This is a genomic window from Paenarthrobacter sp. NPDC018779, from assembly GCF_044391085.1.
GTDB lineage: Bacteria > Actinomycetota > Actinomycetes > Actinomycetales > Micrococcaceae > Arthrobacter.
The window spans coordinates 68,056-80,553 of sequence record NZ_JBIRZS010000014.1 but is presented as its reverse complement, the minus strand read 5'-3'; the positions used below and the strand labels follow the sequence as shown (position 1 = coordinate 80,553).

General features: G+C 63.1%; 11 protein-coding genes. 6 read left to right on the top strand and 5 right to left on the bottom strand.

Features of this window, described 5'->3' with window-relative positions; translation table 11 throughout:
• The first annotated feature begins 23 nt into the window (after positions 1-23).
• The gene (locus ACH488_RS14935) at positions 24-623 is read left to right on the top strand and encodes a hypothetical protein (RefSeq protein ID WP_397325338.1); all 600 of its coding nucleotides are present in this window, start codon (positions 24-26) and stop codon (positions 621-623) included.
• Positions 624-679: 56 nt separating this feature from the next.
• On the opposite strand, the gene ACH488_RS14930 is transcribed toward ACH488_RS14935, so the two are convergent.
• Together ACH488_RS14930 and ACH488_RS14925 are read right to left on the bottom strand one after the other, a co-directional pair.
• On the bottom strand, positions 680-1,150 hold the full coding sequence (locus tag ACH488_RS14930) for an excalibur calcium-binding domain-containing protein (RefSeq protein WP_397325379.1): 471 nt from the start codon (positions 1,148-1,150) through the stop codon (positions 680-682).
• 450 nt (positions 1,151-1,600) lie between these two features.
• Positions 1,601-3,490: an FG-GAP-like repeat-containing protein gene (locus ACH488_RS14925; protein ID WP_397325337.1), complete on the bottom strand. Its 1,890-nt coding sequence runs from the start codon at positions 3,488-3,490 to the stop codon at positions 1,601-1,603.
• Between the two features lie 158 nt (positions 3,491-3,648).
• Here ACH488_RS14925 and ACH488_RS14920 point away from each other — a divergent pair, with 158 nt between their 5' ends.
• Together ACH488_RS14920 and ACH488_RS14915 are read left to right on the top strand one after the other, a co-directional pair.
• Positions 3,649-4,824 carry a glycosyltransferase family 4 protein gene (locus ACH488_RS14920; protein WP_397325336.1) on the top strand — a complete coding sequence of 392 codons (1,176 nt, stop codon included), beginning with the start codon at positions 3,649-3,651 and terminating at the stop codon, positions 4,822-4,824.
• On the top strand, positions 4,821-6,230 hold the full coding sequence (locus ACH488_RS14915; RefSeq protein ID WP_397325335.1) for a UDP-glucose dehydrogenase family protein: 1,410 nt from the start codon (positions 4,821-4,823) through the stop codon (positions 6,228-6,230). Before ACH488_RS14920 ends, ACH488_RS14915 begins: the two co-directional genes overlap by 4 nt.
• Before the next feature lie 140 nt (positions 6,231-6,370).
• On the opposite strand, the gene ACH488_RS14910 is transcribed toward ACH488_RS14915, so the two are convergent.
• Positions 6,371-6,613: a hypothetical protein gene (locus tag ACH488_RS14910; protein WP_397325334.1), complete on the bottom strand. Its 243-nt coding sequence runs from the start codon at positions 6,611-6,613 to the stop codon at positions 6,371-6,373.
• A gap of 61 nt (positions 6,614-6,674) precedes the next feature.
• Here ACH488_RS14910 and ACH488_RS14905 point away from each other — a divergent pair, with 61 nt between their 5' ends.
• Together ACH488_RS14905 and ACH488_RS14900 are read left to right on the top strand one after the other, a co-directional pair.
• Complete coding sequence (locus ACH488_RS14905; RefSeq protein ID WP_397325333.1) at positions 6,675-7,085, top strand: hypothetical protein; 411 nt, start codon at positions 6,675-6,677, stop codon at positions 7,083-7,085.
• A gap of 185 nt (positions 7,086-7,270) precedes the next feature.
• Positions 7,271-7,681 (top strand): hypothetical protein, encoded by a 411-nt coding sequence (locus tag ACH488_RS14900; protein ID WP_397325332.1) that lies wholly within the window; start codon positions 7,271-7,273, stop codon positions 7,679-7,681.
• A gap of 238 nt (positions 7,682-7,919) precedes the next feature.
• Here ACH488_RS14900 and ACH488_RS14895 read toward each other — a convergent pair whose 3' ends face one another.
• Together ACH488_RS14895 and ACH488_RS14890 are read right to left on the bottom strand one after the other, a co-directional pair.
• Positions 7,920-9,182 carry an APC family permease gene (locus tag ACH488_RS14895; RefSeq protein ID WP_397325331.1) on the bottom strand — a complete coding sequence of 421 codons (1,263 nt, stop codon included), beginning with the start codon at positions 9,180-9,182 and terminating at the stop codon, positions 7,920-7,922.
• Positions 9,183-9,201: 19 nt separating this feature from the next.
• Positions 9,202-11,784 carry a LuxR C-terminal-related transcriptional regulator gene (locus tag ACH488_RS14890; RefSeq protein ID WP_397325330.1) on the bottom strand — a complete coding sequence of 861 codons (2,583 nt, stop codon included), beginning with the start codon at positions 11,782-11,784 and terminating at the stop codon, positions 9,202-9,204.
• A gap of 253 nt (positions 11,785-12,037) precedes the next feature.
• Between ACH488_RS14890 and ACH488_RS14885 the strand changes: the two genes are divergently transcribed.
• On the top strand, positions 12,038-12,430 hold the full coding sequence (locus ACH488_RS14885; RefSeq protein ID WP_397325329.1) for a type II toxin-antitoxin system Phd/YefM family antitoxin: 393 nt from the start codon (positions 12,038-12,040) through the stop codon (positions 12,428-12,430).
• Positions 12,431-12,498: the final 68 nt, after the last annotated feature.

Sequence of the window (12,498 nt, the reverse complement as noted above, 5' to 3'; positions counted from 1 at the left end):
ACTCGTCCCGTGAGCACCGGCACTTGGTCTCCTTCCCTGCAACAGGGATGGTGCCGACATTCATCACCGCATCGCTCAAAATCGAGAACACCATGAAAAACAGGATCACCCTCAGGCTTGCGCCTGTGGCAGTATTGCTCGCTGCTTTGATTGCACCGGCTGCGCCCGCGGCAGCGGACGAACCGCTCATCCTTGGCAAAGGCATCGGCTGCCCTGACTTCAACCTTGGTTTGGAGTCCAAGGGAGGAATCCTCCACACCAAGGAATTTGTGGACAAGAATGGCGATATTGTTCGCATTCTCACGGCCGGCAAAGGCGTGGTGCTTACGTACACGAATTACGGAACGGACCCAGCGGCGCCGGTCGCAGGAAAGTCGGTAACAATCCGCACTGACGGATCCGTGTCCAACGCAACACTCAATCCCGATGGAACCTACACAGTCAGGACGAGCGGCCACTACGGAATTATCTGGTTCCCCAGCGACGTACCTCCCACACCTCCTGGACCCGCGACGATTCAGTTCATAGGCACAGTTGTCTTTAACGTCGACCCAGCAACGGGCGTCTTCACGTTTGTGAGCAGTTCGGGCAAGCAAAGGGATATCTGCGCTGAACTGTCCTGAGATCAGCAGTGGCCGCCCAATTTACTGGGCGGCCACATTCCTGACGTTCGTTCAGGCTACTTATCGCAGCCCCAGCCGTCGCCGTCTCTATCCAGGTGTCTTCCATAGCCTGGTTGGCTGCTGTGAATGGGTGCTGCACCTGCCGCCCGTACGGCATCACAGTTCTTGTAGTACGGGGCCGCCGGAGCAGGCGCCGGTTGAACTTGCGCAGGTGCTGGCTCGGCGGCCGGCGGGGCAGGGGCTGCGGGTGCAACCGCTGCGGGAGTCTCGACGGCGGGCGGCGCCACGAGCGGTGCCGGAGCCGTCGTCGCCGTGGGTGAAGGCGACGCCGTTGCGTCTGTCAGGTGCCGCACGCCAAGCTGCACCGTTGAGCCCTTCGCAGCTGAAGTCGCCTTTCCGGGATCCTGGCTGACGACTTCCCAGTTCTTCTTGGCGATAATTGCTTTGTCGTCGTTGACGTCCTTGGCCTTGACTTTCAGCCCAATGTCTTCCAGTTGGTCGTTTGCTTTATCCAACGTCAGTCCCACAACGTCCGGCAACAGGATGGTTTGCTCTGCCGCTGCCGAAGCTGCGGCAACTGGTTCAGCATTTGAAGCGCTTTTACTACAGCCCGTCAACGCCAATCCAGCCAACACCGCTATTGCAAATAGTTTTTTCAATGCTTATTACCCCCTTTTGATGCAAACCGGAGATTCGGAAGGGCCTAGGTTGCTTCACTTCCGAATTGCTCGCAGATCAAAAGTTATCAGCAGCCCCATGAAAAGCAACGTAGCTATCGAAGTGCATGTAACAAAAGAGAATAACTGATGGACTCCGACTAGAAGATTGCAGTTATGCCTTCCAGACGTAGCCACCCTGACCGGGCATTGGGTGGGGAACGAGAGGGCCGAGACTGTCACGTCTGAAGCGCGAGGGGTGAGATCTCTGCCCTTAGTTGCTTCGTTAGGGCTGGGACCTCACCCCTCGCGAAGGGAGTCTTAGAGAATCGCCGTCATCCCATTCCAGCCCGTGCCCACGCGCGAGGCCGACGGCCACACGGAGCCGCCGGCTCCCGAGTACAGCCACAGCTCCCCCGCCGCATTCCGCGCCAGGATGTCGGCACGGCCATCACCGTCGAAATCGCCTGGGCCAACCAGCGAGTTCATGCTGTTCCAGCCCTGCCCGATGTTCTGACGGGACAGCCATCCCCCAATGCCGTTCGGCGGGTAGAGCCAGAGGGCGCCCGAGGAATCTCGGGCCGCTATGTCGGAGACACCGTCGCCGTTGAAGTCTGCCACTCCGGTGATTTCGGACATGCCGTTCCAGCCCGAACCTGCCCATGCTCGCGAGAGCCAGCCCCCTTGGCCGTCGCCGCGGTATCGCCACAAGGTGCCGCTGGAGTCGCGGGCCATGACGTCGGGATTTCCATCGCCGAAGAAGGGGCCGCTACCGATGATCGCCGTCATGGAGTTCCAGCCCACGCCTACCTGCGAGCGTGGGAGCCAGCCGCCGGAACCGTTTCCGGGGTACAACCACAACGCGCCCGCGGAGTCGCGGGCCAGGACGTCCGGATGCGAATCCCCGTTGAAGTCGCCTGGCGAGACCAGCGCAGTCATCACATTCCAACCGACCCCCACCTGGACCCTCGGCAACCACCCACCCACACCGTTGCCGGGGTAGAGCCACAGAACGCCGGACGAGTCGCGGGCCAGAACATCTGAGAAGGAATCGCCGTTGAAGTCGTTCTTGACGGGAGCGGCGGCAGAGCCAGCGATGACGGACACCGAAGCACTCCCGTTGTTTGCCACATAGACCATCCCCGTGGAGGAGTTAACGGCCGCATCAACGGGTTCCTGTCCGGTGAACAGTCCGGAGACCTTGCCCGAAGCGCCATCCACAACGGTCACTCCCCTGCCACCCATCAGGGCGTAGGCCTTATCAGCGCCGGGGTTCACGGCAAGGTCTGTAATCCGCGTGGGTGTCACATAGGATGCGATCTCTGTCAGCGTCTGCCCGTTGAGCACCTTGACATATCCCTCGATCGACGTGCTGTCCGCGGCAACGTAGATCTTGTTGGTAGCCGGATCAACGGCGACTTTCCCCACGAATTGGTCAAAGGGAACAGTGCCGGTGACTTCATCCGTGATCCCATCAACCACTCGCACGCTGGCGCCGTAGCGGCCGAGCGTCGTGAAGTAGACCTTGTTCGTGGCCTCGTTCACTGCCACTGCCAGGATGCCGCCGGCGCCGATGTTGATGGTGGTCTTCACGGTACCGCTCGCATCAAGGACCCTCAGCGTCCCTCCCGAGAGCACGTAAGCCTTGCTCGTTGCAGAGTTCACCACAATGTCCTGTGCACCATTGGCCAGGGCAACGGTCTTCACGGCATTCGTGGCCCCGTCGATGATGGCAAGGCCGGATTGAACTCCAACGTAGATCTTGTTGTTCGGCTCATTCACCGCGACGACACCCGGCGAAGCGCCAACAGCCACAGACGTGACGGCTCGCGTTGCGCCATCGACCACGGCCACGGAGCCGCCAATTTCGCTGACATACACCTTGTTCGTCGCCGAGTTCACGGCTACATCTACTGGCCGGTCACCGGTGTAGAGCAGACCTGAGGAGGTTGACCCGTCCAAGACGGACACGCCATCACCAGTAGCAATGTACGCCCGGTTGGTCACCGCATTCACCGCAACGGCAGAGGGTTGCGCTCCCACAGGAACAACGTTGGTTACGTCGTCCGCCACCGCCGGCGAAACCATGGTTCCCAACAACAAAGCCAGCCCCAAGCCGCCCGCAACGACCCGCGCCGCTGCCAAGCGCCGCCGTCGTACGCGATCCGAACCTGCAACAAGCGCGCGCGAATGATCCCCAGCAGCAGTCATGGCAAGACCCCCAGAACTTTCGACGCCCAGCACGTCGGATGCAGGCAGTCTACGCGGGGGCTCCGGCAAAGAACACGAACCTCCTGTTAACCAACTCTTCCTCCACAGGCCACCCGATCGAACCCGCAACGCCAACCGCTCCGACCACCGTGGAATGCGTGAGGATCGCAATCGTCGCCGAATCATTCCTGCCGCTGATGAACGGGGTAACGCACTCGATACTGCGGGTGCTGGATCATCTGCAGGAACGCGGGGATGAGGTGATGGTGATTGCGCCGTCGACGTCGGACACTGATGTTTCGAGCGTCGTGAAGGGTGCGTATGTGCACCGGCTTCCGTCTGTGCCGCTGGCCGGTTACACGAACGTGCGGGTTGCGTTGGGTGGTGTGAATCGGGTCAAGCGAATCCTTGCCGATTTCTCCCCCGACGTAGTTCATCTCGCCTCCCCGTTCGTGCTCGGCTGGCGCGCCGTGCAGGCCGCCGACCAACTCGGAATCCCGACGGTCGCGATCTATCAGACCGAGGTTCCCAGCTACGCCGCCCGATACGGCGTGCCGTTCCTGGAGAACTGGGCCTGGAACCGCGTGGACAACATCCACCTCCTGGCCACCCGCACCCTTGTGCCATCGACGTTCGCGCACAACCAGTTGCGCGGGCGCGGCATTCTCCGCGTGGACATGTGGCGGCGCGGCGTGGATACCGCCCGATTCAATCCGGCAAAACGTTCGACGGCGTGGCGCAGCTCAGTTGCGCCCGACGGCCAGCGGATCATCGGGTACGTCGGGCGGCTCGCTGTGGAGAAGCAGGTTGAGGACCTCGCCGTGCTGGACGGCCTGCCGAATACGAAGCTTGTGATCGTGGGTGACGGTCCGCAGCGAGCCGCCCTCGAAGCGCAGCTGCCGGACGCTGTTTTCACGGGCTTCCTCGGTGGCGAATGCCTCGCTGAAGCCGTTGCCTCCTTCGACCTTTTCGTCCATCCCGGCGAGTTCGAGACCTTCTGCCAGACCATCCAGGAAGCCATGGCTTCGGGCGTCCCTGTGGTCGCAACCGGCCGCGGCGGGCCCTTGGACCTCGTGGAAAACTCCCGCACCGGATGGCTGTACGAGCCGGGCAACCTTGCCCAGCTCCGCGGTTATGTGCGGGACCTGATGGGCGACGACGCCAAGCGCCGCGCGTTCGCCACGACAGCTACCGCTTCGGTCCAGGGCCGGACGTGGCCGGTGCTCTGCGCCGACCTGGTGCGGCACTACGACGAAGTGACGAACGGCGTGACTTCCGATTCCGGGCCCGATACCGGCTCCGAACTGACTCCAAGCAAAGGACCTTTCTCATGAAGATCTCCGTAATCGGCTGCGGTTACCTCGGCGCAGTGCACGCCGCCACCCTCGCTTCGATGGGCCACAACGTGGTGGGCATCGACGTGGATTCGCACAAGGTTGAGCAGCTGAACAAGGCGCTTGCTCCCTTCCACGAACCCGGTTTGGACGAGCTCCTCGGCGACGGACGCACCACCGGCCGCCTCGTGTTCACCACGGACTTCTCTGCCGCTGCGGATGCCCAGGTCCATTTCCTTTGCGTGGGCACCCCGCAGTCCAAGACCTCGGACACCGCGGACCTCTCCTACCTGATGAGCGCCACCCGGAGCCTCCTGCCGCACCTGGCCAAGGGCGCCGCCGTCGTCGGTAAATCCACGGTGCCGGTGGGCACTGTGGAAACTGTCCGCGCCGTGTTGGCCAGGCGGTCCGACGTGCTCCTCGGCTGGAACCCCGAATTCCTGCGGCAGGGCACGGCCGTGAAGGATTCACTGGTGCCCGACCGCTTGGTTTACGGCGTTCCAGGCGGCAAGGGTGCCGCCGCTGGCGCGCCGGTGACCGCCGTGCTGGACGCCGTGTACGAGCCGCTGATCACCGCCGGCATCCCGCGGTTGGTCTGCAACTTCGCGACGGCGGAGCTGATCAAGTCAGCGTCAAACGCGTTCCTGGCCACGAAGGTCAGCTTCATCAACGCGATGGCCGAACTGTGCGACGCGTCGGGCGCCGATGTCAGCGAACTCAGCGAAGCCATGGGCCTGGACCCGCGCATCGGCAACCGGTACCTCCACGCCGGCCTCGGTTTCGGTGGCGGCTGCCTGCCTAAGGACATCCGTTCCTTCCGCGCACAGTCCCGCGAGCTCGACGTGCCCTCCGTGGATGAGTGGATGGCCCTAGTGGACACCGTGAACCTGAACCAGCGCTCCCGCGCCGTGGACGTGGCCCGCGAAATGTGCCGTGGGTTCCTCTCCGGCCGCACGGTCACCATCCTGGGCGCAGCTTTCAAGCCCGACACCGACGACATCCGCGACTCCCCCGCCCTGGACGTCGCTGCGCAGCTCGCCTCCGCCGGCGCGCACGTGACCGTCACGGACCCGAAGGCCATCAACAACGCCTGGATCCGCTACCCGCAGATCCGCTTCGAGGCCTCCACCAAGCGCGCCCTTGAAGGCGCCGAGCTGGTGCTGTTGCTCACGGAGTGGAACGAATACATGCAGCTTTCGCCGGTTGAGGTTGGGGCACTCGTACGACGCCGGATGGTGCTGGACGCCCGCAACGTGCTGGACGCTGAGGCCTGGCGGACGGCCGGCTGGACGGTCCGCGGCTTGGGAACCGGCGCTGCGGTTGCGGCGGAGGAGCGGGCTGGGGCCGCTCCTGGCGAGCGGGCTTCGGGTGTGTCCGCGCCGCGGCGGAAGCACGCGCGGGCGTAGTCTGATTCCGGCGGTCAGCCTGCCGTGGACGTAATCTTCGTGGCGCTCTAAGTCATAGGAAACTTCTCCTCCCTTTGCTGATTGAGCGGGTGTTATGGTCGCATCACGCGCCATCGCATCGGCGCATTCTAAAGGGGGCACTATTTGAAAACGCGATCTATTCGCACGTCCAAAAACCAGCATCTCATTCGCAAGTCTTCGTGGGTTCGAGGCCCGAAAGCATTCGGGTTGGTGGCTATTGGGTCGTTGTTGGCGTTCGCCACAGCATGCGGCGGCACGTCGACCGCCAGCTCCGTTAGCAGCACAAAGGTCTCGCCGTCGTCGACGCCTTCGCCTACGCCGAGCAAGGTTGCAGGGACGGCATGCACTACCGAGAAGACCACGCAGGTTTCCTTGGGTGAGACGTATGTCTGTTCGGTAGACCGTGCAGGGAAATTGACCTGGTTGGACTCAGCAACCGCAAAGTCAATGTCAGACGAGCGTGCCGCTGAAGCCGCAGCAAAGGCTGCTGCGGAGAAGGCGGCGGCTGATAAGGCAGCCGCGGATAAGGCTGCTGCCGACAAGGCCGCCGCGGACAAAGCCGCAGCAGACCAGGCCGCGGCCCAAGCAGCAGCTGCCGCGAAGACTGAAGCCGACCGGAAGGCCGCTCAGGCTGCGGCTCCCAAGGCAGCCCCGCCGGCACAGAGTAACTGCGATCCGAACTACACCGGCTGCGTTCCCATTGCCTCCGACGTCGACTGTGCAGGCGGCAAGGGCAACGGCCCCGCCTACGTTCGGGGACCTGTGACTGTCATCGGCACCGACATCTACGATCTGGACAGCGACGGCGACGGGATTGCCTGCGAGAAGGGCTGACTCCGGCGAGCTGGGGCGTCAGCCTTTGCTGGCGTCCCAGCATCGGAAAAGTGACCGACAGCCCACCCCTAGACGATCCCGCCCACCACCTAATTTTCCGGAATCACTACCTAATTTCGTCCTATGGGATCTAGGGAGACGCATTCCAAACACCTAGTCGCAAATTCCGGGTCCAGAATCTGACCATGGTGACGCGCTTCTTTCCCTGGGCCCTGCGAATTCTGGGCCTCATCACAGTGGTTGGCTCGGCAGCCTCGGCCACGCTGCTGTGGCTCGCTCCTCCACCCACAGCATTCAGCGTGCTCGATCCCCACCTCGTGAAGACAACCGCCGTCGTCCTTCTGGCGGTCCTGGGCGCCGCAGCGCCGCTGGTGATGATCTTCTCCAAGGCGAGGAAGTTTCCGCTATTGAAAGCTGCCATTTTCGCGCTTGCCGCCTTCACCAACGCCATGACGCTCGGCCCGGACGTGGCAGTCAGGTTTCAGGACACGGCGTCGACCATCGCGGAGGTATGCGGTCTGATACTGACGGTCGCCAGCTTGCTGGTTTACATGGATCATGTTCACCACCAAGTGGCAGCCCGGAGACGCCGGTAGGGACAACCCCACCACCTAGAGACGCGCGCCGAGCACCTATCTTTTGCTCCACGTCCGATAAAGACAACCAGAACAGGTTGAAACCAGCCCGTTTTCACCACCTAGAAAAATCAAAACGACACCTAGACGCAAAAATCGCCCGTAGGCTCACTGTGTGCTTCCGGGGCGGGAGACCCGGTGTCCGGCGGGAACCCCCACCCGCTCCAGGCGTAGGAAGCATAGGGCACGGTTCCGTTGGTTACCCCAAAGCGGAGCCGTGCCCGCCACGGACACGCAAGCGCACCAGCCGGTACACGATGCCCACGGCAAACATCAGCACGCCAAGCCCGATCGAGAGCGGCGGCAGCGTTGCCACCAGCACCACACAGGCCACTGCGCCCAGCACCTGAAGCACCTTCGGATAACGCCGGTCCTCAACGGACTGGGTGAAGGCCGCGACGTTGGCCACCAGGTAATACAGCAGCACCCCGAACGACGAGAACCCAATCGCCCCTCGCAGGTCGGCCACCGCTATGACCACGCAGATTACGACGGCGATCGTCACCTCGGCCCGGTGCGGAACCTTGTATCGGGAATGAACGGCTGCGAGCGCGTGCGGCAGGTCGTGCTCGCGTGCCATGGCCAGGCTCGTCCGTCCCAGCCCGGCCACGAGGGCAAGCAACGCCCCGAGCGAAGCAACAGCGGCGCCTACGCGCACCACCACCGAGACCCAGCCACTTCCGACGGCGGCAGCCAGCGGGGTCGGATTACCCGCCACGCCGTCTGGGCCAAGCGATGCCAGCAACGTCACGGCGATCACCGCGTACACCAGGATGGTGATACCCAAGGCAATGGTGATGGCCCGCGGAATGGTCCGGCGCGGCTCCACGACTTCCTCACCCATGGTGGCGATCCGCGCGTACCCGGCGAACGCAAAGAACAGCAGCCCGGCCGACTGCAGGATCCCGTACCAACCGTGCGAGAGCAGCCCGTCGCCAAGAATGTTGCCCGGATCAGGCGAACCACCCCAACAAGCCGCAACTGCGATCCCGAGGGCGAGCAGCACCGCGATGACCAGCACGCGCGTCAGTCCTGCTGTCCGCGTCACACCGTGATAGTTCACGGCCGTCAGGAGGACGACGGCGGCAATCGCCACCGGCCGCTCCCACCCCGGCGGCGCGGCGTAGGCAGCGAAGGTCATCGCCATGGCCGCAGCACTGGCTGTCTTGCCGATGACGAATCCCCAACAGGCAAGGAACCCTGGCCATGGCCCCAGTCGCTCCCGCCCGTAGACGTAGGTTCCTCCCGATGTCGGGTAGGCCGCGGCGAGCTGTGCCGAGGACGTCGCGTTGCAGAAGGCCACGAGCGCAGCTACCACCAGTCCCACGAGCAGCCCGGAGCCAGCAACCGCAGCAGCAGGCGTGAAGGCCGCGAACACGCCAGCCCCGATCATGGAGCCCAGGCCGATCAAGGACGCATCAAAGGTGCCGAGCCTGCGGGCCAAGGCGGGTGGGTTGTTCACCCAGCCAGCCTATCCAGAGTCACTGTGGCGGAAATGTATTCCCAACCAAGATGAAGAGACTTGTCCGTGAAGTTGCTCCGGTCTTCCTCAGAGCGTTCGAAATATGGTTCTCCACCGTTCTGGCGCTGATCCGCAGGCGCTCCCCGATCTGCACGTTGGAAAGGTACCCGGCCAGCGCAGCGATCTCGATTTCCCGCTCGGTCAGGGCACTGGCCTCGAAGGTATTGAAGGACAGTTGCTCGTTCTCTGAGGGGAACCTCGCAGCGAAGGCCGATGACGCCGTGGCCAACGCTTCGGCCGACGTCGTATCTCCTTCAAGCACGTGGCCCCGGAGCGCACTCCGGAGCAGCATGCCCACCTGGTACACGTCCTGGTCCGGCTCGTAATGCTTCAGCAGCAATCCAAGGAGCTGGTGGTCAGTCTCCACCACTGCGGCAGCGATGGACACGAACTGGTCATGGACCAGGATCCCGCTGTCCCTCAGCACTTTCTGCAGCAGGTCCAGGACCCTGCGTCCCGGAGCCAAACAGGTGCACAGCAATGCCGTCATCTTCGCCTCGAGAACGTAGCCGCTCTTGAGTTGCCGCTTGATGAGTTTGCTGGCGTCCTTGTCGAAAGCCGCGGGCTGCATGTCCGAGGTGGTGACCAGGACGTAAGGGCCTTTACCAATCCCAGGCAACGGCCCGACGTCGGGCATTTCAGAGCGGGCCTGCGACGCGATGGAAAGCGTAGGCGTGGTGGACGTGGTGGCTTGACGAAGGCCGGCGAGCCGGAGCATGGCGTCGTAAAGGATGTCCACCACGAACCCCGGGCGGCCCATGGCGAAGACGCTGCTCATGAGGTATTCCGCTTCGTCGAAGTAGCCGCTGTAGAGCAGACCATGGACGGCCACGTAGCTGCTGGTGACCACGCCGAACTGGTCCAGGTTCTTTCGGGCTTCGGCGCGCCAGTCCAGTGCGAACACCAACGACTCATCCACACGCCCGGCCGCGAACAGGGCATAGCCGTGGATGAAAGGGCGGAGATGCGGGAAGAGCTCGTCGTTTTCGACGTCGTTGATGAGTTTGAGGGCGGCTGTGGGCCGGCACCGGTATAGCTCAAGCAGAGCCTGCGTCAGGACCTCGAAGGTCCGTGCGCCCACTCCTGGCGTGCCAGCCGACTGCTCTGGCACCCGTCCGTGGGAGGCGCCCAAGAAGAGCATGGCGGCTTCCGCGTCGGCCCTCAGCTCCGGGTTGGCGTCCCCGAAAGCCTGCAAAACCTCGACGGCGGCATTCGCGCCGCCCGCCGGGATCGCAAGGAGCGCCTTCGTGATGGTGAGGAACAGCAGCTCGCTGGGGTCGGCGTCGTCCGTTGGCGTTTCTGTCAGGACGCGCGCCGTCCGCACAGGATCCACCGGCGCGCCCCAATAAACGCGCAGCAGCGCGGCCGCGTTCGTGGCCGTTTTGTTGGCTTCCCAGCGTTCGAAGCGGGCACGTTCGCGGACAGCACTGTGGTCCTGGAAGTGCCGTGCGGTGACGGCGTCGTCGTTGCCGCGTTCAAGGCGCAGGGCCGAGAGCGTACGTGAGAGGCAGTCGGCCGTGGAGGTTTCGTCCCGCGTAACCTGCTGTGAGGATTCGAGGAGCCCCGCGATCCTGCTTCGCAGCAGATGCCGGTCCCGCAGCGTCCGGCGGCCACGGAAGTAGTCCACGATCACGGGCGGGCTGATAGCGGCGATGGTGCCGTTGTGGTGGTCGTCCATGACGGAAAGGAAGCCGCGGCGTTCCAAGCGGTCCAAAACGTCCGGCGAGACGATCTTCTGCAGGACGTCGATCCGCGCAGTACCCAGGATGGCCATGCTGTGGAGTGCGTTGACGTCCTCTTCGGGCAGTTCGGCGAGGAGTGCCTCGACGGTGCCGCTGAGGTGGTCGTTCCACAGGGTGCCGGCGGACATGTGCCACATGCCATCGCGCCGAACCAGGAGGTTGCTCAGTAATGCCGTCTCCGTGATCCGCACGATCAGGCGCGGATTACCGGCGGACTTGGTGAGGATCCGTGCCGTGGTGTCCACGTCCGCGGGACCGCCGAGCACCTTGGCGATGAGCGCATGAACTTGCTCGTAATGCAGCGGATCCAGCTGAACCACGGCCTCGCGGCCTTGGTTCAGGACAGCCAATTGGCCGCGCGTGAAGTTGTGGGTCTCCGGCGCCGTGGCGATCATCGGCGCGAACGACTGCTGGCGGACCGCTTCCAGCACCGCAAGCGACTCGTTATCCAGGAGCTGGATGTCATCCACCATCATCAGGTGCTTGCCCGGCTTGGCGAGCTGGCTGACCATCACATCGGCGAGGTCCAGGACGCCGCTCCGGCCTGGCCGCATCTCCATGCCGAGGCCCTTGACGGCTGCGTAAGGGATGTTGCGGTGCGTGCGGAGCCCGGTCACCGAATGGATGGTGAAGCCGGTCTTCTCGGCGTTCGCCACCGCGCTGGAAATCACCGTGGTCTTGCCGCTCCCGGGCGCACCGATGACGCGCACGCCAATGCCGCGTCCCACGTAGTCGAGGATGCGCTGCACCTCAATATCGAACACCCTGCCCAACCTTCTGTCTCCGTTGACCACTGTCATGCGGTTCACCCCGGAGACTAAGCCCGAAAATCGGGACTAGGGGTCCAAAAGTGCCTTGCACAGGCGTTTTTGGGCGAAATTAGGTGGTGATTTCGCAAAATTAGGTGGTGGCGCGGATCGTCTAGGTGGTGGTTTTCGGGCTCGGGTTGGCTCTGGCTGAAGGTCGGGCGGATCATCGGTACCCCTTGCGTGATGGTGTCTTGATGTCCACGCTATGGGCTTGGGGAAGCGAATTACATGGGTGTAATTTGCTATGTGGATATGTGTTCGACTGTCTTCATCAGCACTAGTAGATATATACGATGGGCACGACAAAAAGGGGTGGTCACTGAGGGGAGCCGGAGCGGCCGTCACAGCTTCAATGGCAAAGGCAGATCTGCTTTCACTCATAGAACAGGTGATCGCAGACCGCACTGCAGTGGAGATCGTTTCGAACAAGGGCAGCGGCGTCCTGATCTCGCTTGCAAAATACGAGGCCCTGCAGGAAACTGCCTTTCTTCTGCGTACCCCGGCCAGCGCTCCCCCCTCCTCGAAAGCATCGTCCAACACAGGTCTGGTGGGGCGACTCAACGAGAACTGGCCGAGTAAGAACCCGTGGCTTAGCAAAACCCTTAGACCTCGGTTGGGACTTCACGAGCAGGGTTAAACAAGTGATCCCTGGTGCAAGCACCAAGGATCACCGATATATGACGCGCCGGTCCAAGCCCGACGCTC